This is a genomic window from Scytonema sp. NUACC21, from assembly GCF_054684315.1.
Genome location: NZ_BAAFZH010000102.1, coordinates 228524 through 254191 on the forward strand (window position 1 = coordinate 228524; position 25668 = coordinate 254191).

General features: G+C 43.2%; 7 protein-coding genes. 3 read left to right on the plus strand and 4 right to left on the minus strand.

All coding sequences use genetic code 11. The annotated features are described in order from the left end of the window. Positions 1 to 173: 173 nt before the first annotated feature. The 3 genes from ACYRY3_RS34370 (at position 174) to ACYRY3_RS34380 (ending at position 3665) form a co-directional block, all read left to right on the plus strand. Positions 174 to 1076 (plus strand): class I SAM-dependent methyltransferase, encoded by a 903-nt coding sequence (locus tag ACYRY3_RS34370; RefSeq protein WP_460206149.1) that lies wholly within the window; start codon positions 174 to 176, stop codon positions 1074 to 1076. Positions 1077 to 1203: 127 nt separating this feature from the next. After that, positions 1204 to 1458, plus strand: coding sequence for a potassium-transporting ATPase subunit F (locus ACYRY3_RS34375; RefSeq protein WP_460206150.1), 255 nt, complete (start codon positions 1204 to 1206; stop codon positions 1456 to 1458). Between the two features lie 437 nt (positions 1459 to 1895). Continuing rightward, positions 1896 to 3665: a fatty acyl-AMP ligase gene (locus ACYRY3_RS34380; RefSeq protein WP_460206151.1), complete on the plus strand. Its 1770-nt coding sequence runs from the start codon at positions 1896 to 1898 to the stop codon at positions 3663 to 3665. 4 nt (positions 3666 to 3669) lie between these two features. Here the strand turns inward: ACYRY3_RS34380 and ACYRY3_RS34385 are convergent, their stop codons facing one another. The 4 genes from ACYRY3_RS34385 to ACYRY3_RS34400 all read right to left on the minus strand — a co-directional run. Continuing rightward, positions 3670 to 6156, minus strand: a complete 2487-nt coding sequence (locus ACYRY3_RS34385) for an alpha/beta fold hydrolase (protein ID WP_460206152.1) — start codon at positions 6154 to 6156, stop codon at positions 3670 to 3672. Next, a complete protein-coding gene (locus tag ACYRY3_RS34390; protein WP_460206153.1) occupies positions 6157 to 18642 on the minus strand; it encodes an amino acid adenylation domain-containing protein in 12486 nt (4161 codons plus the stop codon). 4 nt (positions 18643 to 18646) lie between these two features. Beyond that, a complete protein-coding gene (locus tag ACYRY3_RS34395; RefSeq protein ID WP_460206154.1) occupies positions 18647 to 24622 on the minus strand; it encodes an amino acid adenylation domain-containing protein in 5976 nt (1991 codons plus the stop codon). A gap of 57 nt (positions 24623 to 24679) precedes the next feature. Beyond that, on the minus strand, positions 24680 to 25668 hold a 989-nt coding region (locus tag ACYRY3_RS34400), incomplete at its 5' end, for a non-ribosomal peptide synthetase (RefSeq protein WP_460206155.1).

Consider the following 25668-nt stretch of genomic DNA (forward strand, 5'->3'; position numbering starts at 1 on the left):
TCCAGTTTGACATCTTCCCGCTAATAAAATTAGGGGGTATAGTGAGGTTTTATTGTGAAAATACTGACAAGCTAAATCTAAGGCAAAAGCTATCGCTGGAAACGTACTTGCGGGTAATATTGACTTCGGAGTATAACCGAGAACATATTATGCCTTGGTTAGGAGCAATCAGAATGAGTCCATCAGTAAATGCCAAAATCAGTTTCAATGACTTTCAACTTAGGGATGGCATTTATTTTCCCAAAGACTACGAGGATTTGAACAGTACAGAACACAAACAAAGATGGGACAGAATTGGCAAAACCTACTATGGTTCCCAAAAGATTGAGCAAGCAGAAGAGACATCGCCACTCAAACAAGATTACACTCTTCTAACAGGAAGACCGGGCGGTACCTGGACTAAATTTCCCCTCAACAAATCTGTTGATTCTATTCTTGAACTGGGTTCTGGTTATGGTCGCATCCCATTATTCCTATCAAAAGAAAAGAACTTGCAATGTCGGAAATATTACGGTATCGACATTTCTGAGCCTCTATTGCGACGTTTGCTCAAGTGCAAACAGGAATATGATTTTTTCCCTGGAGCAGAATTCCATATTATTTGTGCATCGGCTGAACTATTGCCTCTAAAAGATAATTCTGTAGACTTAGTTATTTCTAATTGCGTATTTATGCATATACCAGAAGCGCAAATTAGAACCCTTATGGTAGAAATATCTCGCGTACTCAAACCAGGTGGAGTTTTTGTTTTCAATCATTCCTTCCACAATAAAGCTTGTCCCTCTCATAAAATTCATAATTTTATAAGAAGCCTAAGCCCTGCGAAAAACCCAGTGTATCTCAGACAATACACTGCGGCTGAAATTCAAGAGATGTTAACTGCTTCTGGGTTAAAAGTGAAGTGCCCGCAATACACTGTGGAACCCACACAAGAGTATGCTATTATACCGGAAACCATCAAAGGCATCCGAGTTCCTTTTGCTAAAGCAATTAACAGTCGTATCAAACCCTCATCAGCGTCTATGAGAGAAACTTTGGCTTACGGCTTTAGCGCATACAGCACTCAATTGGGTTAAACTCTTTTGACTAAATTTTAGTAGCGTGTGTAGCTTAAAATGTTGCGCGGTGGTGCGTCATGGGCTAGCTTCCCAACGCACCCTACTAACCACTAACCACTAACCCCCAACCACTAACCACCACCCAATGTCCTCACATAAAATTTCTGCTCAAACAAAAGAAGCAGTCATCGAAATCTTGTCTGAATGGCGGAGGCAAAAATTACCGGTGTATCTGTTCGGTGCAATGTGCTTTAATCTTGTAGTTGCGCCTGTAGTTTACGCCGCCACCGCTCAAACCCTATCCCGAACCCAATCTTGGGCTTTGGGATTATTAGGATTGGTGACGCTAGGTCTTGCGGTTTATTTGTTGTTCGTTATGTTTGTACCTGAAAGGTTCTAAGGGTACCAGTAAGGTTTGACGATTGTTAATAATTTCTTCCACAGCTGACTTTCAAATATATTCATCTTAATTTTCGAGTATCTTCTTAATAGATGGGGGGTAAGCCGTTATTCTAAACTGCTTAATAAATATTAATAAATATATTTTATAAGGAAAAATTATAAATAAAAGAGAGAATTAAAGGTCTAATTGATTGGCTAAAAACTGGATAAAAATGTGTTTTGAATCAAATTCTCTGCTGTTAGGATTGATAAAGATAAGTGAACAATACAGGGATTTTAAAAAATCCTACTCGTGTTAATATCCATAACGAAAGTTCGGGGTTTAATGGTTGATTGCCGATCGTTCTCCAACATTCAAATTATGATGGCTCTACCCGCCCTTACTGTCCTTTGTTTGTACCATCTTAGGTTACTGAAGGAAGTGGAGATGATGTTATGATAAATAGCTCAATTTCTTTTGAAAGTGAAAGACCTTTACATCAAGTTTCTACGTTTATAGATATTTTGCGCGAGCGAGCGATGAGTCAACCTGACTCAACTGCCTATATTTTTTTGAATTACGATGAGGAAGAATCTGAATCCAGACTGACTTATGGGGTATTGGAACAAACAGCAAGGGCGATCGCTGCTTATCTCCAATCCTTAAGAGCCAGTGGCGAGCGTGCTTTGCTGTTATATCCACCAGGTTTAGAATTCATTAGCGCCTTTTTAGGGTGTTGGTATGCAGGAGTGGTACCTGTTCCGGCTTATCCACCGCGACGCAATCAAAAAATGTCTAGGCTAGAGGCGATTGTAGCAGATGCTCGGGCAACGGTAGCACTCACCACTAAATTAGAGTTAGCTAATCTAGAGAGTCGATTGGCGGAAAATCCAGAATTAGGTCCGTTGCAATGGGTTGCTACCGATAACCTTGGGTTAGACTTAGCCTCAAATTGGCGAGAACCGACGGTGAACAGCGAAAGCCTAGCTATTCTTCAGTACACCTCTGGTTCCACCGGAACTCCAAAGGGGGTGATGGTCACTCATCGCAATTTGCTCCACAATTCAGAACTGATCTATAAATGTTTTGGGCATACGCCCAACAGCCAAGGTGTAATCTGGCTACCACCCTACCATGATATGGGGTTGGTTGGTGGGGTGCTGCAGTGTGTCTACGGTGGTTTCCCAGTTACGCTGATGTCATCAATGGATTTTCTCCAAAAGCCTTTACGTTGGCTAGAGGCTATTTCCCGTTACCGAGCAACTACTAGCGGTGGACCAAATTTCGCTTACGAGTTGTGCTTGCACAAGATTAAGCCCGAACAGCGCTCAAGTCTTGACCTAAGCAGTTGGGAGGTTGCGTTCACTGGGGCTGAACCGATTCGGGCTGAGACGTTAGAGCGTTTTGTTAGCTATTTCAGTCCCTGTGGGTTCCGAAGAGAAGCATTTTATCCCTGCTACGGAATGGCTGAAACAACTTTGATTGTTTCCGGAGGTTTAACAACTGCTCCACCTATTGTTCAATGGGTTGATAGCAAATCCCTTGAACAAAACAGGGTGGTGATAGCGCAAAGCAAAGAGGGCGCAAAGAGTATTGTAGGTTGTGGTCAAAGCCTTTCAGACCAGACAATTGCAATTGTTGACCCAGAGTCTCTAACTAGGTGTCGAACTGACCAAGTGGGAGAGATTTGGGTCTCCAGTCCTTCTGTGACTTTGGGTTACTGGAATAAAGTGGAAGAAACACAAAGCACTTTCCATGCTTTTCTGGCAGATACAGGTGAAGGTCCGTTTTTACGCACTGGGGATTTGGGATTTTTGCAGGATGGCGAGTTATTCATTACTGGTCGCAATAAAGATGTGATTATCATCCGAGGGCAAAACTATTATCCCCAAGATATCGAACTGATAGTAGAAAAGAGCCATCCAGCGCTGCGACCTGGTTGTGGAGCAGCCTTTGCAGTGGAGGTAGACGGAATTGAGCGACTTGTAATTGTTCAGGAAGTAGAGCGAACTTACTTACGGAAGTTGGATGTGAATGAGGTGGTAAAGAGTATCAATAGGGCAGTGGCTGGGGAGTATGGGTTACAGGTTTATGCTTTGCTATTACTTAAGCCTGGGAGTATTCCTAAGACTTCGAGTGGTAAAATTCAACGGCATGCTTCTCGTCTTGGTTTTCTAAGTGGAAGCTTGAATGTCGTAGAGACTTGGAGTGCGAATTTCTCCTGAATTTTTACACCAGCTCTATACAAGAGAAAAGTTTTTGCGCTAATACCCGGACGTGGGGCATAACCATCATGCTCAGATGGTCTCCTGGGATTGTATGGATTTTGACTGGTTCGGCAGAAAATTCGTCCCAGCCCAGTCCTGGTTCCTGTAAAAACTTTGTATCTTCTTCTGTAAAAATGTCATTAGGGTTAGTTTCAGCAGCTTGAAACAGAGTAATTGGGATTGGAAGGATGTTGTGCGGTTCATACCGAGCTTGGGCATTAGCTTTGAAAACTTGCAAAAGTCCACTGACTTGAATTGCACTTGCATCTGGCGGTAGGAGGTTAGCTTTCATCAGCCTTTCCTTAAGGTAGTTCAATTGTTCTTCTGGTGTCAGCACTTCAAAAGTTTTAGAGGATACTTCCATACTTTGACCAAACATACGCTCAATGATATTGGCGATTCTTAACAAATGCTCAGCATCATTGCGCTCTAAGTTCACTGAATTTTGACGAATAACTGGTGCACAAGCGTCAAAAATCGCTAGTAGCGCAATCTCTTGCCCTTGCCTCACAAGTTGTTGAGCCATTTCAAAGGCTACAATACCACCAAAGGAATGACCTCCTAATAAGTAAGGTCCTTGTGGTTGAATAGATTGGATAGCTTTGATGTTACAAGCAGCTATTTCCTCAACTCGAGTATGAGGTTTAGATACTCCGTCAAGTCCAAGGGCTTGCAAGCCGTAAAAAGGTTGGTCTGGACTTAAATGACGTGCTAAATCGTGGAAATAAAGTACATTCCCACCACCTCCTGGTACACAAAAGAATGGTCGCTTTGAGCCACCTGGTCGAATCGCTACAAGAGGAGACCAAGATAAGGGAATGTTTTTTTGGCGGAGAAAAGTCGCTAGCTGCTCAATGGTTGGGCTTTGGATAAGTGTTGCTAGAGGTAAGTTTTTCCCGAACTGTTGCTGAATTTTAGCCATTAGAGAAACAGCTGCAAGGGAATGACCGCCTAGGTCAAAGAAGTTGTCTCGCACCCCAATGGAGTGAATTTTCAGGACTTCCGACCAAATTTTCATGAGTTGCCATTCAAAAGTATCGCGGGGTATGATAGTTTTCTCCTGTGACTCCTGTTTTTGAAGTAATCTCACCTTTGGAATTTGGGTCATAGGAATTGTTTCAATAATTTCCCGCAGATATAGGTGTGGAGATCCCGCAATAGTTTCTAGAAAATCTAGAAAATGCTTTTGAATTTTTGTAATTTCAGAACTGCTAAAACGAAGATTGTCACAAATAAAACACAACTCTAGCTCAGAGCCTGGAATCACTAAAATAGTTAAAGGATACTTTGTTTGCGCTCCTACAGTCTTATTCTCAAGTATATTTAAAATTAAATCGGAAGATTCCAGTGTGTGTGACTCGACCGGATAATTTTCAAAAACTAAAATACTTTCGTAAAGAGGTAAGGAACTGGGTATTTCACTCCATTGGTGAACTTGACCTGTAGAGCAGTATTCATAAGTTTTAGCTTCAAGATGTTGGGTTTGAACAGTCTCAAGCCACACCCAAAATTTTGTATCGGGAGAAACTTTAATCCGCATTGGCAAGGTATTAATAAAAAGCCCTATCATGGACTCCACTTCAGCCAAAGTTGGGGGACGTCCGGATACAGTTACGCCAAATACTATATCTAAATTTCCACTATAGCGACTGAGGAGTAATGCCCAAACTCCTTGAATCAGAGTGTTTAATGTAAGGTGATATTGCTGAGCTAGAGCTTGCAATTTTGCTGTCACAGAAGTTGGTAAGTGAGCCCTTAAATCAATATTGTATTTTTCTTCATTTGAAGAATTGTCAATATCAATAATTTTACTTAAAGGAGTAGGTTCTTTGAAGTCTTGGAGTAATTTCCGCCAGAATGTCTCTGCCTTAGATAAATCCTGCTGTTTTAACCAAGTAATATAATCCCGATAGGGACGGCTTGGTTCTTGGCGTATATCATCACCTTTGTTAAATGCATTGTAAAAGGTAAGAACTTCCTTGAAAATCAAAGGTTGACACCAACCATCCATTAAAATGTGGTGAAAAGTCCAGACAAATTGATACGTATTCAAGCTGAGAGTGAAAATTGCTAACCGCATTAACGGAGCTTGGGTAAGATTGAAGCCATGATGGCGGTCTTCCCTAAGGTAAACCTCAAGCTTCTCTTTTTGCTGGGTAAATGAAAACTCTTGCCAGTTTTGCTGCTTTATTGGCAGTTTTACAAATTGCAGCACGGCTTGAAGCGGCTCATTTAAATCCTTCCAGACAAAGGCTGTTCTTAAAGTTGTATGCCGCTCTACAACAGCATACCAAGCCTGCTCAAAAGCCTTATAATTGAGTTCTCCACAAAAGTTCCAAACAGATTGCTCAATGTGAATCCCTGACCCTGGAGCAAATAAAGTTTCAAAGAGCATTCCTTGCTGTGAAGGAGATAGCCCATAAATTGCCTCAACATTTTTCTTGCTCATTTAATCCTCGGTGTTAGCTTGATAAATGTCTGCCAATATTTGGTCAAGTGTTTCTTGAGTCAGATCGACATCAGGAAAATCTGAAGGTGTGTAACTTCCAGCGTCAGGAGACTGGGAATAGACAATCAACTCCTCTAGGGCTGCTTTATATCTGTGCGCTAATTCCTCAATCGTCAAGCGCTGATGCAGGGCTTCACTATAAATCCAATTAATCTGTAACTGTCCTGAAACTACCCAAGCATTGACTTCCAGTAAATAACAACGCCTGTTGTGGAAACTGTTCTCCGATCCTGTTGCCTCTTTAGCTATCCCCAGCACAAAATTTTCCCCGGAAAATACCCGATCGAACTGACCCAAATAATTAAAACTTACTTCTGCTTGTGGCAATGCTTGCATGAGCGTTTGCACTCTCTTATCATGATTTAAATAACGCAGTATCCCATAGCCAATACCCCGTTGAGGCAAACGCCGTAGTTGTTCTTTGATAGACTTTAACGCCTCCGATGGATGCTGTACTTCCAATTCCAACAACACGGGGAAAAGACTAGTAAACCAGCCCACTGTACGTGACAGGTCTACACCTTCAAACACTTCTTCGCGCCCGTGTCCCTCTAGGTCTACTAGCAGTACTTTCTCACCAGTCCAAGCTTGGAAACTCTGCATCAACGCTGTTAAGAGTACATCGTTAATTTGACTATTGTAGACCTTGGGAACTTCTTGTAGTAGTGCTTGAGTTTGCGCTACGCTCAAAGTTATTGACACTTGAGCAGTAGTAGCCACAGTGTTGACCTCCCGCTCATTTACGCAGTCTACTGGCAACCGAACCACTTGGGCGCGGGATAGCCTCAGCCAATAATCTAATTCTGCAACCAGCGCCTCTGATTCCCCATAATCCCTCAGACGCTCACTCCATTCCTTGAAGGAATTTGTTTTAGGGGGGAGTTGCACTGCCTCTGCACGACTCAGCTGCTGATATGCTTTTACCATATCTTCTAGCAAAATTCTCCAGGAGACTCCATCAATGACCAAGTGATGCACAATGATTAACAGTCTTTCTGACTGGTTTGTACCCAACTTAAACAACACAACACGCATCAATGGAATCGCGTTAAAGTCAAAACTGGCTTGAAACTCAGCAGCTTTAGTTTCCAGAGCAAGTTCTTGCTGTTCTGGAAGCAATTCTGATAAATCCACTACTGTCAATAACGGTATGGTTATGTTCTCAGGACTTACAATCGCTTGCTCCCAACCTGTCGCTGAAGATTTAAACTGCAAGCGTAGAGCATCGTGATGCTGCAGTAGTTGTACCAAAGCTTGCTCAAGTATCTCTGGCTGTAGTTGTGAAGAAACTTCTAGCAAGAGCGATTGGTTAAAATGGTGGGGTTCACAAAGATGCAACTCACTGAACCAATGTTGAATAGGAGTTAGTGGTACAGTTCCCATCACCAGCCCTTGCTCTGCTTGTGCTAAGTAGGCTGTCCCAGCTACAGATGCTAACTCAGCAATAGTCTGATATTGAAACATCTGTTTGGGACTTAATTGAAGACCTGCTTGATTAGCCCGAGCAACAATCTGGATGCTTAAGATTGAGTCACCACCTAGTTCAAAAAAGTTATCATAAATACCTACTTTTTCAAGCTTGAGAACCTCAGCCCAAATACTAGCTAGCTTTTTCTCTGTGGATGTACGAGGGAGAATATATTCAACTGAATACGTCAATTCTAACTCTTGTGTTTGCAAAGCTTTGCGATCGACTTTGCCATTGGGGGTTAGGGGTAGGTTCTCACGTACTACGAATGTTGAAGGAACCATATAATCTGGTAACTTCTCTTTTAGAAAATTCTGTAACTCCTTAGTCGATAGTGGTTCCTCCTTAGGAACTAAATACGCAACTAAGCGCTTGGTTCCTGGTTGGTCTTCACGGGCGATGACCGCTGCTTGTTGCACCTTTTGGTGTTGAGTGAGTACTATCTCAATTTCTCCCAACTCAATGCGGAAACCCCTCACCTTCACCTGATGGTCAATGCGACCAAGGTATTCAATGTTACCATCAGGCAGATAACGAGCCAAATCCCCCGTTTTGTAGAGGCGTTCGGAATTAAAAGATGCTTCCCCACTCCCACGAAAGGGATTGGGAATAAATTTCTCTTCAGTGAGATCGGGACGATTCAGGTAACCACGTGCTACACCTATACCACCAATATGTAGTTCACCCCTGACCCCAATAGGTACTGGTCTTAAATGGGCGTCTAGCAGATATATTTGAGTATTAGCAATGGGACGACCAATAGGAACTATTGTAATATTGCTCTGTGGTTGACATTGCCAGGAAGTAACTTCTATTGCAGCTTCGGTTGGACCGTAGAGATTATGTAATTCACATTTGAGTCGTGCAAAGAAACTTTCCTGAAGTTCAAATAGTAATGCTTCTCCACTACAAAATACCCGACGCAAACAACTACAATCTTCCAAACCCTGTTCTAACAAGAAAACTTGGAGCATAGAGGGTACAAAATGCACCGTGGTAATTTTTTGCTGGGCAATTAAGTTGACTAGATAGCGACTATCTTGATGTCCTCCGGGTTGGGCGATAACTAAACGTGCTCCAGTAATTATTGGACAGAAAAACTCCCAAATTGACACATCAAAGCTAAAGGTCGTTTTTTGGAGAACATGGTCTGTTGCGGTTAATTGATAAGCACCCAGCATCCAAAGCAAACGATTGCAAATCCCCCGGTGGGTGTTCATCACTCCTTTTGGCTTTCCTGTAGACCCCGAAGTATAAATCACATAAGCTAAGTTATCGCCATTAGCCCTACAAGTTAAGTTCTCCCCACTGTTAGCTGCAATTACCTGCCAATCTATATCCAGACAGACCAACTGTGCTTTATGCTCGGGTAACAAGTTTAACAACCTTGATTGTGTGAGCAGCACTGATAGCTGGGATTCATTTAATATGTAATTTAAGCGATCGCAAGGATAAGATGGGTCTAAAGGTATGTAAGCGCCTCCTGCTTTCAATATCCCCAACAGTCCCACCACCATTTCTAAAGAACGTTCTACACAAATGCCGACTAGCACCTCGGCTTTCACTCCTAAAGACTTCAGGTAGTGCGCCAACTGATTTGCACGACAGTTCAATTGGTGGTAAGTAAGTTGTTCATTTTCAAACACCACCGCCACTGCATCGGGTGTACGCTCCACTTGTTCCTCAAACAACTGATGGAGACATTTATCGTAGGGATATTCTACTGCTGTCTGGTTCCATTCCACCAGGAGTTGATGACGCTCCTGTAAAGAAATAACAGAGTGTAACTCGTAACGTCCTTGTGACTGGTTGGCCATTGCTGCCAGAACGCTGTGGTAATAATCACCAATCCTGTTGATTTGTTCGGAGCATAACTCATAGGGATTGTAGTTCAAATTCAGTTCTATCTCAGACGACATGAGATTAACGCTGAATTGAGCAATAAAAGTAAAGTTAGTTTTTTGAAAAAACTTTCCATCTAGCACCTGCAAATTATCAAGTTGCAGCACCTGTTCATAGACATGGAAATGGGTGAAATTAAACGCCGTCTCAAATAGAGGTTCACCACCCAAACTTTTCTGAATTTGGGCTAAAGGATAGCGACGGTGTGGCAACATTTCTCGTTCTGCTGCAAACACTTGTTGTACCAGGTCCGTCCAAGTGCCTCCAGTCAATTGCAGGCGGAATGGCAATGTATTCAGGAATAGTCCCAGGACTCGCTCACCGTCATTTTGCTCAGGTCGTCCGTTAGCTACTAAACCTGTTAATACATCCTCCTCACCACTCAGGAAATTTAATACTCGCAGATGAGCAGCCAACAGCACACTCTTAAGTGGAACTTCTGCGGTCTGCGCCAGTTGTTTTAAGCCTGCAAAAATCTCAGGAGATAAAGTTACCTCTTGCATACCATGTTCTCGAACATTGGCATTCTTTGACAACCAAGACCAGCGAGGCAATCTAGTGAAAGTGCTGCCATTTAACTGTTCGCTCCAGTAGCGCTGAGTCTCCGATGAGGCGAGTGCTTGTTGCTCCAAAGCTATAAAATCTCGGTAGGCAACACTGAATTGTGGCAATACGTAATCGACTGCTTTGCGCCATAGCGACGAGTAACGCTTGAGCAACTCAGTCATCATTGAGGCAACACTCCATCCATCTAGAATAACATGGTGGCAACTTACAGTCAGATTAAATGCTTCCCGTGTGCGACGATGAACAAAGAAACGCACTAAGGGAAGATGAGTCCAATCAAAATGCCGTTTCTTTTCAGCTTCAAACCAGGCAGCTAGGGCTTCTTCTTGTTCAGAATCATTCAAATGGCACCAATCCTCCACCTGCAACAGAAGCTCAACTTGCTGATGAACCAGTTGCAACGGAATGCTGAAATTCACTAGCTCAAATGAAGTTCGTAGTATAGCGTGATGATTGATTAAATCTTGGACAGCGACTTGTAAAAGTTGAATATCAAGAGGGGTTTTGAGGTAGTAGCTGAAAATGTCGTGATAAATTGCACTATCTTGGCTGTATTCACTATGGTAAATCATTCCCATTTGTAGCATAGCCAGGGGATAGGCATCCTCTATACCATCAGGTAACAAATGTTTGTCTGCCTGAGAAATGAGACTGAATGGTTGAATTAATTCTAATTTTGTGGTGTCATTCTCTTGTATTTTCAGTTCTTGGACTAGCTCATGAATCGTCTGATGTTTAAATAGCTGTTGCACGGAGAAACTCAAACCTTGTTCTTTAGCTTGAGACAACACTTGAATACTACGGATAGAATCCCCACCTAAAGCAAAGAAGTTATCATTAATACCCACTTGCTCAATATCGAGAACATTAGCCCAGATAGCGGCTAATATTTTCTCTTCTCTTGTGCTAGGCGCGACAAAAACATTTTCTAGTTCTGGTCTTCCAGTGTCAGGGGATGGCAAAGCAAGACGATCTATCTTACCATTTGCTGTCAGTGGTAAAGCTTCTAGCTGTACAAAAGCACTTGGCACCATGTAGTTTGGTAGCTTTTGTGTGAGAAAGCGACGTAGTTCTGCAACTGTGGGAGATTGTTCCGTCTTAGGCACTATGTAACCCACTAGACGTTTGTTGCCCAGTTTATCCTCTCGTACCACCACCACGCTTTCCCAAATAGCCGGGTGTTGCACCAGTAATCCTTCTATTTCTCCCAGCTCAATACGGAAACCACGAATCTTAACTTGGTTATCAATGCGTCCTAAATACTCCAACTCGCCATTGGGCAAATAACGTGCTAAATCACCTGTTTTGTATAATAGTTTACTTCCTTTTACCTCCTTAAAGGGATTGGAGATAAACCGTTGTGCTGTCAGTTCAGGACGATTCAAATAGCCACGGGTCACCCCAGCACCACCGACGTACATCTCCCCTGGAACACCAATGGGCACTGGCTGTAAATGCCGATCTAGCACATACACCTGTAAATCTGGAATCGGACGACCAATCACACTGGCAGTGCCATTCAAATCGTCTTTGCTCAAGGGACGGTAACTGACGTGTACAGTGGTTTCTGTAATTCCGTACATATTTACTAACAATGGTGAGCGATCGCCGTGGCGTTCAAACCAAGGTTGTAAACTCTTGAATTCTAAGGCTTCTCCACCAAAAATTATCAGACGCAAGTTTAAATGACCAACAGTTGCTATTGACTGTTCGGCTTGAATTAACTGGCGGAAGGCTGAAGGTGTTTGGTTGAGAATTGTGACTTTTTCTTGACACAATAACTGATGGAATGATTCAGGCGAGCGTGCGATCGGGTAGGACACGACGACCAGTCTTCCACCATACAGCAAAGCCCCCCAAATTTCCCACACTGAAAAGTCAAAGGCGTAAGAGTGGAACAGTGTCCACACCTCTTGAGAGTTGAAGTGATACCAGGAGTTTGTTGCTTCAAATAGACGCACAACATTATAGTGGTTGACTAAAACGCCTTTGGGCTTACCTGTGGAACCAGAAGTGTAGATGACGTATGCTAAGTTACTGGGTGTTGCCCCATTTAGGAAATTTGACTCGCACTGTTGAGCAATTTTTTCCCAGTCGGTGTCTAAGCAGACCACACTTGCCTGGTGTTTGGGAATAGACTCTACTAATTCTTGTTGGGTTAACAGTACCGAAACTTGAGCATCTTCTAAAATAAAGCTTAAGCGTTCTTGGGGATACTCCGGGTCGAGAGGTACGTATGCCCCACCCGCTTTGAGAATACCAAGTATTCCCACAAGCATTTCCAATGAGCGTTCCACACAAATACCCACAAGCCCATCTGCGCCCACACCCAAAGAATGTAAGTAATGAGCCAATTGATTAGCACGACAGTTCAACTCACCATAAGTCAGTTGTTGATTCTCAAACACCACCGCCACTGCATCGGGTGTACGCTCCACCTGCGCCTCAAACAACTGATAAATACACTTATCCTGAGGATAGCCTACCTGAGTATTGTTCCACTCAAGTAATAACTGCTGTTGCTCAGATGCTGTTAACAAAGGTAATTGGGAAATTGGTTGCTGTGGATTAGCCACAATTGCTGATAGCATTGTCACAAAATGCCCTAGCATCCTGCTAATCGTGCCATCGTCAAATCGACTAGTATCATAGCTCACCTTCACCAGCAATTGCTCACCAGGGACAACCACTACTATGAGAGGATAATGAGTTTGTTCAATGCGCCGAAGATTCGAGATTGAGAAACTGCTATTGTGTTGTTGCACAACCGCATCAACTGGATAATTCTCGAACACTACAAGACTTTCAAACAAAGGTATTCCTCTGGGGACTTCACTCAGACCCTGAATCTCTACCAATGGGCTGTATGAAAATTGCTCGGACTCAACTTGCTGCATCTGTAAATTCTTTAACAAATCCAACAGTTCAGTCTCATCAGAGATTTGTACTCGTACTGGCAAAGTGTTGATAAATAATCCCACCATTGACTCTACGTCAACAAGAGCAGGCGGACGACCGGACACAGTAGCACCAAAAATTACATCTGTTTCTTGGGTGTAGCGACAAAGCAGCAATGCCCAGCTTGCCTGCATCAAATTATTGATTGTCAATTGATGCTGTCGTGAAAAAGACCCAACTGCGGCTGTTGTTTGCACTGTGAGTTGGATTTGTTGTTCATCATAGCTGACCTTGCCATTCTCCTGGTTTGGCAATAGCTTATCTACCGTTAAGGGAGTGGGTACACTAAAACCTTTGAGTTTTTGTTGCCAAAATTCTTGAGCTAGTTCTCGATCTTGTTGTTGCAGCCAAGCAATATAGTTGCGATAGCTTCTAGCTGGTTGTAAGGGTAAACTTTGACCTTGAGAGAAGACTTGATAAAAGTTTAACAAGTCTTTGAAAACTAAAGGTAACGACCAACCATCAAGTAATAAATGATGATGGCTCCAAACAAACTGATAACTATTTCTGTCTAATTGGATTAGAGAGAGGCGCATCAATGGAGCTTGTGACAGTTGGAACCCCTGTTGTCGGTCGGAATCCAGAAAAAGCTTTAATTTTTGTTGCTGCTGTTCAACAGATAACTCTTGCCAGTCATAGGTATCGACAGTAAGGTTCACTTCTCGATACACTATTTGCAACGGCTGCCTCACCAACTCCCAAACAAAAGCAGTTCGCAAGATTGAATGCTGTGCTACCAAATACTGCCAAGCTTGTTCAAACACTCTAACATTTAAGTTTCCCGTCAAAGTGCAACTCAATTGCTCAAAATACACTCCGGAAGCTGGAGCATACAAACTTTCAAACAGCATCCCCTGTTGCATAGGAGATAAAGGATAAATGTCCTCAACATTTCGCCAGTTAGTTTTGCTTGATTCTTGTTTGAATGCCGATCTGGTTAACAGTTGGTCTAGTTCTTGTTGGCTAAACTTAACTAACGGGAAATCGGAGGGTGTATAACCTCCATTCTCACCAGATGAACAATGAGCAATTATTTCTCGCAAAGTGGCAACAAATTCTTGTGCTAAATTCTCAATTGTCGTATGCTGGTGGACATTTGTGCTGTAAGTCCAACTTATTTGCAGTCGTTCTTCAATGATAATGCTGTTGATGTCTAAGAGATGAGCGCGATCGCCGTGCAAACTTTGGTTATATCCAGCAGAATCACTAGCTAGTTGCATCCAAGAAGATGTATTGAGAACTTGAGTAAATTGACCCAGATAATTAAAGCTAATCTGTGCTTGCGGAAGCGCCTTTAATTGGCTGGCAATTTCTTGCTCCAAACAGAGGTAGCGCAACAAGCCGTAACCAATTCCTTTGTTAGGAATTTCACGTAATTGTTCTTTGACAGATTTTAAAGTATTCTCGATATCGTCTTTTTCTATTGCTTCAAGTTCTAGCAATACGGGAAAAATCGTCGTAAACCAACCAATGGTACGTGATAAATCCACACCATCAACAATATCCTCTCGCCCATGACCTTCTAAGTTGAACAGCACGCAATTAGAGTGAGTCCATCTGCTCACAACGAGTGCCAAGGCAGTCAATAGCACATCGTTAATCTGAGTTTTGTAGGCTTTTGGCACATCTTGCAATAACGCACGAGTTTCGACCTCATTTAACGACACGGATACTGTATTGGCTGCTTCAACTGTGTTCCTACCTCTTTGAAAATCTAAGGGTAGGGGAGACACAAATGAGCGAGACTCCCCCAACCAATAGGGCAGTTCGGATTTGAGAGTTTGTGATTGGGCATATTCTGCTAGTTTTTGCGCCCAATCTTTGAAAGAGGTCGTTTTGGCAGGAAGTTGAATCCTTTGACCCTGACTAAGTTGCTGGTAAGCGATATTTAAGTCTTCAAGCAGTATTCGCCAGGAAACACCATCAACAGCAAGGTGATGGATGATAATTAACAACCGTGCTTCACAAGCCTTGCCTAAGTTAAACAACACAACTCGCATTAAAGGGCCTTCGGCAAGATTTAAATTAGCTTGTTTTGTTGCGGCGATTTCCTCTAGAGTAGTAAGTACAAGGGATTTAGGAACTTGAGATAAATCTACCGTCTCAAAAGCACCCGTTTGTTCAAGTCCAGAGTTAATTTGTTGCCAACTTTCTGCATGGGGAACAAACCGCAAGCGCAGAGCGTCGTGATGCTCTAGTAAGCGATCGACTGCGCTATTCAAAAATTTGGGGTTGAGATCGTTAGGTACTTGCAGCAGTACTGACTGATTAAAATAATGTGGTTCCGATAAATTTTGTTCAAAGAAAAATCTTTGAATGGGAGTCAGAGGAATTTCGCCAGTGACTATCTCCTGTTGGGCTTCTATAGGGGTTTGCGTAGAACTTACACGTGCAAGGAGAGCGATGGTTGGATTTTGGAATATCTGTTTGGGCGTGATTTGGATGCCGACTTGCTTTGCGCGGGCAACTATTTGAATACTCAGAATGGAGTCTCCCCCAATAGCAAAGAAATTATCATGGATGCTAATTTGTGGGAGAACGAGCACTTGTTGCCAAATTGTAGCTAAGGTTTGCTCAATGGGAGTTTGAGGAGGTGCGAATTCTCCTTCTTTTGCCAGTTCTACCTTAGAGGCTAATAAGGCTTTGCGATCTACTTTGCCGTTGGGGGTTAGAGGTAAGGCACCTAACAACACGAAAGCTGTTGGCACCATATAATCGGGCAGTTTCTTGTTTAAAAAGCTCCTAATATCATTTATGTTGGGTTGTTCTTCATTGGCAACGATATAAGCAACCAAGCGCTTGGTTCCTGGTTGGTCTTCACGAGCAATGACCACTGCCTGTTGCACCTTTTGGTGTTGATTGAGTATTAACTCAATTTCTCCCAACTCAATACGGAAACCCCTCACCTTGACCTGATGGTCGCTCCGACCAAGGTATTCAATGTTACCATCAGGAAGATAACGAGCCAAATCCCCCGTTTTATAGAGGCGTTCAGAAGGTTCAGAATTAAATGATGCTCTCCTCCCACCAAAGGGATTGGGAATAAATTTCTCTAGGGTTAGGTCAGGACGATTGAGATAACCGCGTGCTACACCCACACCACCAATATGTAGTTCCCCCATGACCCCAATGGGCACTGGTCGCAAATAGGAGTCTAGCAGATAGATTTGGGTGTTAGCAATGGGACGACCAATAGGCACAACTTGGTCATTGCAGGTTGGCTGACACTCCCAGGAAGTAACATCTATTGCCGCCTCGGTGGGACCGTAGAGGTTATGCAATTCGCAATGAAGACGGGTAAAAAAGCGCTTCTGCAAATCAATGGTTAAGGCTTCACCGCTGCAAATGACTCGCTTTAGGTAATAACAACGTTCCAAATTCGGATCTTGTAGGAGAGCAACGAGCATTGAAGGTACAAAATGTACTGTTGTGATTTGCTCTGTTGTCATCAGCGAGACTAAGTAATCACTGTCTTGGTGACCGCCAGGTTTTGCTACGATTAGACTAGCGCCAACAATCAAAGGCCAGAAAAACTCCCAGACAGAAACATCAAAGCTAAAAGGGGTTTTTTGCAGAACCCGATCGCTTGTCTTAAGTTGATATATCTCCTGCATCCATAATAAGCGATTGACAATCCCGCGATGGGTATTCATCACTCCTTTAGGCTTACCTGTAGACCCAGAGGTGTAAATCACATAAGCTAAGTTCTGTGGCAAAACTTTGCACGGAAACTTGTTTGGTTGTCTGTGGCCGATCGTTTTCCAATCTGTATCTAAACAAATTACCCGTGCATTATGTTTCGGGAGTGCATTGACTGAGGTTGAGTGAGTAAGCAACACTCTGACCGCAGTGTCAGACAACATATACGAAAGACGCTCCTGTGGGTAGGTCGTCTCTAGAGGTACATAAGCGCCACCAGCAAATAGAATCCCCAATAGTCCTACCACCATCTCTAGAGAGCGTTCCATGCAGATGCCTACTAGCACTTCAGGCTCTACACCTAATTCTTGCAGGTAGTGGGCTAACTGATGGGCGCGATCGCTCAACTCTCGGTAAGTCAGCTGTTGGTCTTCAAATACCACCGCCACTGCATCAGGAGTTCGTTCTACCTGGGACTCAAACAATTGATGGAGTACTTGATTTTGAGGATAGTCCCTATGCGTTTGGTTCCACTCCACTAATATCTGCTGCTGCTCGGTAGTCGTGAGGAGGGGAAGCGCAGCAAGATGCTGTTTGGGATTGGTGACCATACCTTGAAGTAAAGTCTCGAAATGCCCCAGTATCCGGCAAATTGTTTTATTATCGAAATAAGCGGTATCATAGCTTATTTTTACCACCAATTCCTCCCCTGAGACAGCAGCTAACAGAGTTAAGGGGTAGTTGGTTACTGCTAAACTACGCACATCTTTGATTTCTAAACCGCTATTAAATTCTTGTAGAGTAACATCCACCGGGTAATTCTCATACACTACCAGGCTTTCAAACAAGGGTATACCCCCTGGGACTTCACTCCAACTCTGAATCTTGACTAGGGGACTGTGGGCGTATCGTTGCTGCTCTACCTGCTGGGTTTGCAACTCTAGTAGCCAAGGAATTAAATCAGCTGTAGCTGGTATTTGCACTCGGACTGGCAAGGTGTTGATAAACAAGCCCACTACTGATTCTACACCAAAAAGTTCTGGTGGGCGACCGGAAACGGTTGTTCCAAACACTACATCTGACTCGCCAGTGTAGCAATTTAATAAGAGTGCCCAAGCACCCAGTACTATGGTGTTTAGAGTGAGGTGATGCTTCTGAGCCAGAGTTTTGAGGGCAACTGTGAGGGATGGAGATAGGTGCAAATCTTCTTCCCCATATGATTGTGTTTGGTCAGCGCGATCGCTCACTGACTTGCTCACAATTAAAGGAGTTGGTGTGGTAAAACCTCGGAGTTGGTTGCGCCAGAACGCTTCACAGACAGATAAGTCTTGTTGCTGAAGCCAAACAATATAATCCCGGTATGGCTGGGGGGGCGGTAAATAGACCTGTTGACGCTGTTTGTAAGCTTCATAAAAAGTTAGAAATTCTTTAAAAACAATTGGCAAACTCCAGCCATCAATCAGCAAGTGATGCTGACTCCACACAACTTTATAAGTTTCCACATCATAACGAATGAGAGCAAAGCGCATGAGGGGAGCTTGGTCTAAAGCAAAGCCTTGGTCGCGATCGGCTTGGAGAAAAGACTGAAAATATTCTTGTTGCTGCTCTAATGTTAAATCCTGCCAGTCTAACTCGACCCAAGGCACTTCCACACTTGCGTAAACAACTTGCAAGGGTTTATCCATCTCTTCCCAATAAAACCCAGTCCGCATCACCGAGTGACGGTTTACTATCTGTTGCCAAGCTTGTTGAAGTGCTGTCGTGTTGAGGTCTCCATGCAGAGTAAAACACATTTGATCGAAATATACCCTTGATTCCGGCGCATAGAGTGCATGAAAAAGCATTCCCTGCTGCGTGGGCGATAGTTCGTAAATATCAACAATGTTATCCACAGCGCTATCTCCTTTCCTTTTGCGTCAGTTTAAACAAGAACTCATCAAGTTGTTTTTGATTTAGTTTGGCAGCCGAGAAGTCAGAAGGAGTATATTCTGTTGCCTCTTTTGACCGACAATGAATAATAAGATTCTCTAGTGCGACCTGGTATCTTGTAAGCAAACCCTCAATTGTGCTTTGACGATAGAGCTGGTCATCGTAAATCCACTCCAGGTGTAATTGACTTGAGACCACAAAACCGTTAATCTCCAGCAAATAATTACGTCGTCTTTGAGAACTGCTTGTTAAACCATAGGATTCTTTAGCTTCCCTAAACCAAGAAGAAGCTGACTCAAGCTGATTAAACTGACCGAGATAATTGAAACTCACTTCTGCTTTAAGCTGGGCTTGGAGTTGGGATTGTACCGTAACGTTAGGAGACAAATAGCGCAGCAGCCCATAGCCAATCCCCCGGTTTGGAATGCGACGCAATTGTTCTTTGATTAACTTGAGGGCTGTTCCTGGATTGTCTGCGTCCTCAAGATCTAGCAGAACAGGAAACAATGTCGTGAACCAACCTACTGTCCGCGAAATATCTATATAATCAAATAACGCTTCTCGCCCGTGCCCTTCTAAATCTATCAGCAAACTGCGATTATTCGTCCACTGTGCAAAGGTCTGCACCAAGGCTGTGAGCAGTACATCGTTAATCTGCGTATTGTAGGCAGTGCTTACTTCCTTAAGCAAATATTGAGTCTGCGCTTGGCTCAAGCATAAAGACAACCGTGCTTCCCTGATGTTTAACTGCTTGTTTTCTGGATAATCCACAGGTAATTTGCCCACAGGAGTGCTTGGTGTTGTTAACCAATAGTTCACTTCGGCAGCCAAAGCATCTGATTGAGCATAACTTGTAAGTTGGTTCGCCCAACTTTTGAAAGAGGTTGTTTTTGCTGGCAATTGGATAGGCTGGTTCCGGTTAAGTTGTTGATAGACCGTTGTGATATCTTCGAGCAAAATACGCCAAGAGACACCATCGACCACTAAGTGATGAATAATAAGTAATAACCGATCCGGTTGATGCAACCCCATCTGAAACAGAGCAATCCGCACAAGTGATCCTGCAAATATATCTAGGCTTGTCTGCAGTTGAGATGCGGTAGCCTCCAGGACTGCTTGCTGTTGCTCCAACGGAGTTTCTGAGATATCCACAACTGTAAATGGTATAGAATCCCGTTCGGGGGGTGCAATCAATTGTTGCCAACCAGTATCTGTAGGAGTAAACCGGGTACGCAGCATATCGTGATGGATAAGCATCTGCTGCACCGCTTGTTGCAAGTACTCTAGCTGTGTATCTGGCGGTACTTCCAGCAAAACTGCTTGGTTAAAATGGTGTGGCGATAGCAGATTCTGCTCCCAGAACCTATGCTGGATGGGTGTCAGGGGTACTGCACCGGTGACGATTGCCGAAGGTTCTGCAAAGGTGGTAACTGTACCAACAGCCCCCGCCAACACAGCAATTGTCTGATGCTGGAATATTTGTTTGGGGGTCAGTTGCAAACCAGCCGCCTTTGCACGAGCCACAACCTGAATGCTGAGGATAGAATCGCCACCTAACTCAAAAAAGTTATCGTGGACACTTACCTTGTCCAGTCTCAGTAAGTCAGCCCAGATAGCAGCTAGAGTGGTTTCCGTTGGCGTTTGAGGTGCAACAAAAGGGGTTTGCAATTGTTCTCTTAGCCCAACAGGTGAAGGAAGAGACCGACGATCCACTTTGCCATTTGGGGTCAAAGGTAAAGCTTCTAGCAGTACAAAAACTGAAGGTACGGCGTAGTCAGGTAGTTTCTCCGCTAGGAAACGGCGTAAAACCTTGGAAGAAAGCTCGTTTTCCTGATGGGGAACGACATAAGCCACCAACTGCTTGGGTCCTGGCGGGTCTTCTTGTACCAAAACCGCTGTCTCTTTAACTTGGGGATGCTTAACTAAAACTGACTCAATCTCTCCCAACTCAATACGAATCCCACGAATTTTTACTTGGTTGTCCAAGCGACCCAAAAACTCTATGGTACCATCTGGCTGATAGCGAGCCATATCACCCGTTTTGTAGAGCATTGCACTCTTTACTTCCGTCCATGGGTTCGGGATAAAGGCTGCTTGAGTTGCTAGTTTATTATTGAGATAACCCAAACCCACACACTCACCGCCAAGATAGAGTTCACCTGGTACGCCCACAGGAACGGGGTTCCGATACTTGTCCAAGATGAGGGCACGCACGTTATGTAGTGGTTTACCAATTGGAATTGGTTCGGTGTAAGTTGGCGGTACTTCTTGAAAGATGGTGCCAATAGAGGTTTCAGTTGGTCCATAAGTGTTAGTAATACCGACGTTGGGAAAATCAGCTTTAAACGCATAAATCGACTTAGCTCGCATCGCTTCCCCACCAATCAGAAGTTGGCGCAAAGTCTGCAATCGTTGGCGTTCTTCAGGATGTTCCGCCAAATAATCAACCAACAAATTGAAAACCGAGGGTACAAAGTCTGTGACGGTTACCTTCTTTTGCTCGACTAGTTCAATAATTTCCTCTAGGTCAATACCAAAACCCGCCTTTGGAATTACCGTTCGCGCTCCATTAATTAGGGGCCAAAAGAGTTGCCACACTGACGCATCAAAAATGTGAGCGCTCGTAAATAAAATAACGTCCAATTCCTGACAGCCATAGCGGTCATTCATATTGAAGAAGCGGTTGACGATTCCCCGGTGCTTATTGATTGCTCCTTTAGGGGAGCCAGTTGAGCCGGAGGTGAAAATGACATAAATCGGGTCATCAATCTCCACGGGACATCTTAAGTTTGCTACTAAACCCTCAAGTTCAGTTTCGTCAACTGTTAAGCACTGCCATTGTGAGGGAATGTCAGGATATGGTTCAGTTTTGCAAACTAGGACAACTTTAGCATCAAGGATTGTCAGAATTTCATGCACCCGTGCTGCCGGCCAGTTTGTATCCATAGGCACAAAAGCCGCACCAGTTTTCATCACCGCTAATTCAGCAATGAGCAAATCCAAACTCTTAGGTATTAGTAGGGGAACATACATCCCGCCTGTGATTCCCAAACCTTGGAGTCTCGCGCTGAGTTGATTAGCTTTTTCGTTAAGTTGACGGTAAGTTAGCTGTCGGTCTTCAAAAACCACAGCAACGCTCTCTGGTGTTTTTTCCACCTGAGTTTCAACTAACTGATGAATACATTTGTCTTGAGGATAAACTTTATCGGTTTGGTTCCACTCTACAAGTAATTGCCGTCGTTCTGTTGCTGTTAGCAAAGGCAGTTCGCCCACAGACAGCCCTCTTGTGTTGACAACCGTTTCCAACAATGTCTGGAAATGCCCTATCATGCGCCGAACGGTTGTTACCTCAAATAAATCTTTGTTATAATTAAAGTTTATTACAAGCTCGGTTTCCCTCTCTTCCACTGATACAACCAAATCAAATTTGGCTGTGGTAGACTCTAACTCCAAAAGCGTCATCGTTAGCCCTGGCAGTTCCAATTCTCTCGTTGGTGCGTTCTGTAAGACAAACATTACCTGGAACAGCGGATGATAACTCAGACTCCGCTCGAGATGTAATGCTTCCACGCTTGTTTCAAAAGGCAAGTCTTGATGGGCATAAGCTTCTAATGTCTTCTGGCGCACTTGCATCAATAACTCTTCAAATGTAGGATTCTCCTGCAATTGAATTCTTATTGCCAGCGTATTGACAAAAAAGCCAATCAAGGATTCTATTTCTCGACGGTTGCGATTGGCGATCGCTGACCCTACTACGATATCGTCCTGATGACTATAGCGCGACAGCAGGATAACAAAAGCTGCCAGCAAGGTCATAAACAAAGTTGTCCCCGATTGTTGACTCAAATGCTGCAACTGTTGAGTTAACCTAGCATTGATTGTCAAAGTCTCACTACCCCCTCGGTAAGTTTGTACTGCCGGACGAGGATGGTCAGTAGGTAGCTCTAATCGGGCTGGGGCACCTGCTAGCTGTTGTTTCCAATAATTTAATTGAGTTTCTAAAACTTCTCCACTTAACCACTGGCGCTGCCAAACACTGAAGTCGCCATACTGAATCGGTAATTCAGGTAACTTTGGGGGCGCTCCCGACAACAAAGCTTGATACAAAGTTGATAACTCTTGGATAAATAAACCGATTGACCAGCCATCGCAAATAATGTGGTGCATATTCACCGACAAAACATGAGATTTTTCTTCCAGCTCGAGTAGGGTAAGGCGCAATAATGGGCCTGTAGCCAGGTCAAAAGGACGTTGGGCTTCTTCTGTGACTAGCTGTTGCACTACATTCTTTTGTTGCGGTTTTGGCAGCGACTTGAGATCCTGCTTTGAAAGTGACACCACAGAAGTTGGAGCAATAACTTGAACGGGAACCCCATCAATTGTAGGAAAAGTAGTACGTAAAATCTCGTGACGCTCGACAATAGCTAAGATAGCTTGTTCAAATACAGAAACATTGAGAAAACCATTCATCTGAACAGCAGCTGGCATATTGTAGGCGCTACTGTTATTTTCAAGTTGGTCGATGAACCAAAGTCGCTGTTGAGCAAAAGATAAAGGCAGGTTCTGACGGGGTGAAACGGTTGGGATAGGTAAGTCTTGTTGGTTTTGCTGAGTTTGTTTAGCTCTTTTTTTAAGCATTAAACGCTTGACTAGCAGCGCTCGTTGTTCTGGAGTTAAATTAGCAGTATCTATTGACTTTTCAGACTCAACAGAAGTAGAGACGAGTGCTTTTTCTTCATACCTCGATTGATAAATATTTTCTTTATTCTTATCAGATAAATGAACTAAAAATTCTTCAAAACAATCAATATTAAGTGAAGAAACAAAACTGAAGGCTTTGTGATATGATTCTTGAGAATTTTTTTCATATAAAACCCGCTCGGTTAACAAACTTGTAAGCGCTGCTTGCCACGGGGTTACATCCTGTTGTGGAAGAATTGGAATACGCAACAACTTTTCATCGAGTTCATCTTGAAATTCCTCGATGGGGTGAACGGGCAGCAGATAATCTACTCCCATTTTAGCTTCAACCAACCCACCAAAATTGCTAGCTAATACAGGAATACCACGGAGCATGGCATCCACAGCAGCCATACCAAACCCTTCAATCCAGAGTGAAGGCATAACTAGGATACGAGTTTTACAAAAAATATCATCAATATTTGCACGGTTTTGTAAAACTGTCATATTAGGCTGACATTTAATAGCATCCAACTCCTTTGAAGTTGTGCCATAACCTGGAAGTACAGCAAAATTGATATCACCAAACAGTTTGGCTAAAGCTAAGAAAATAGAAAAACCCTTAACAGAACAAGGATTCATCATCAAAACATAGCCATTATCAAAGCAGCCGTAATTGGGAAAGGGAGCCTTACCAAAGTGAGGAGGGTGATTGACAAATGTCTTAAATCCAGACCATTTTTCAATATATTCACTAACAAAACGACTGATTGTGACAATAGCAGCAGCTTGTCCAATTAACTGAGTTCTTTCATAACTTGGATATAAACTAGCTGGTCCAAACGGAAACATTTGGGGAGTATGAGCGAGGTAGACAACTCGTTTTTCACAACTCTTTAATGCAGCAGAAAGCAAATTCTGGCTGGGATCTTCAGAAGAAACAAGAGTCCAATCAGGCTGAAAAATCTTAATTTGATTAATTAAATAATTACGCAATTGAGAAGGATTTTTAACAGCGTGAACCTCAACAGAATTAAGAGTAAAAACCGTAGCAATCTCTGTAGTATGAAAATCAATCCTTTGCTCTACCAAATCCCTAAGGAACTGCTCGTAATCTATAGAGCTAGGAGTTGCTAAAGCTGGAACCACAATACATATAGAATGACCCTTAGCCGCAAGATTTTCAGCCAGAAAGCGGTTAGATCTGTTAGTTCCTCCATGACTTCTTGTGTAAGGCAGATTCATCGTCAACAAAAGCTTCATAACTTCTACCTGTTCCTTATTTTTCTTTAACTAAAGAAGAACTCACTCCTTTAGTGATTATTTATCGTTTTCAAGAAGTGCAAGAACTTCATTTAAAGGAAGCTCCTGTACCTCTTTCAAAATCTCAGCCACATCTTCAGCATTTTCTTGTTCGAGCATCTTGTCAGTAATTGCTATACCCATTTCGGCAACGGTAGTTTTATTAAAAAGCACAATCAACGAGATATTTACGTCAAAAGCTGCACGAATTCGGGAAGCAAGCTGAGTCAATAATAATGAATGACCGCCTAACTCAAAAAAGTTATCATAAATACTAATCCTATCAACATTCAGTAATTCAGACCACATAGCAACCAGTTCTTCTTCAACAAAGTTCCGAGGAGGCTCAAAAACTTCTCCAGTGTTCAGTCTGCTCTGAGAAGTGCTTGGCAGAGCAAGACGATTAACCTTTCCGTTAGGAGTTAGAGGTAAAGACTCTAACAATAAAAAAGTGGAAGGTAACATATAATCGGGCAACTTTTGCCGCAAGAAATGAGACAAATCCTTGACAGTAGGTTGTGATTGTTGAGGAACTACATAAGCTATTAAGCGTTTGTCACCTGGTTGCTCCTCGTGTGCGATGATAATTGTTTCTCTCACCTGAGGATGTTGGTTTAACGCGGCTTCAATCTCCCCTAGTTCAATCCGAAAGCCACGAATTTTGACCTGATAATCAATCCGACCTAGGAATTCAATGTTACCATCCGGTAAATATCGAGCCAAATCTCCCGTTTTATAAAGGCGTGCTCCAGACTCGTCTCTAAAAGGATTTGGAATGAACTTTTGTGAATTCAGTTTGGGACGGTTGAGATAACCACGTGCTAGAGCTTCACCTCCTATGTGGAGTTCTCCTGGTACGCCGATAGGAACAGGTTGAATAAAGCGATCGAGCAAGTATATTTGAGTATTGGTTATCGGTCTTCCAATGGGTACAGTTTTTCTTTGGTCTCCTGGTTGACATCGCCAGTAAGTCACATCAATCGCGGCTTCGGTTGGACCATAGAGAT

What these genes read in the sequence shown, in the direction of transcription:
- ACYRY3_RS34370 (WP_460206149.1), top strand. Translation starts at nt 174, where the DNA reads ATGAGTCCATCAGTAAATGCCAAAATCAGTTTCAATGACTTTCAACTT.
- ACYRY3_RS34375 (WP_460206150.1), top strand. Translation starts at nt 1,204, where the DNA reads ATGTCCTCACATAAAATTTCTGCTCAAACAAAAGAAGCAGTCATCGAA.
- ACYRY3_RS34380 (WP_460206151.1), top strand. Translation starts at nt 1,896, where the DNA reads ATGATAAATAGCTCAATTTCTTTTGAAAGTGAAAGACCTTTACATCAA.
- ACYRY3_RS34385 (WP_460206152.1), bottom strand. Translation starts at nt 6,156, where the DNA reads ATGAGCAAGAAAAATGTTGAGGCAATTTATGGGCTATCTCCTTCACAG.
- ACYRY3_RS34395 (WP_460206154.1), bottom strand. Translation starts at nt 24,622, where the DNA reads ATGAAGCTTTTGTTGACGATGAATCTGCCTTACACAAGAAGTCATGGA.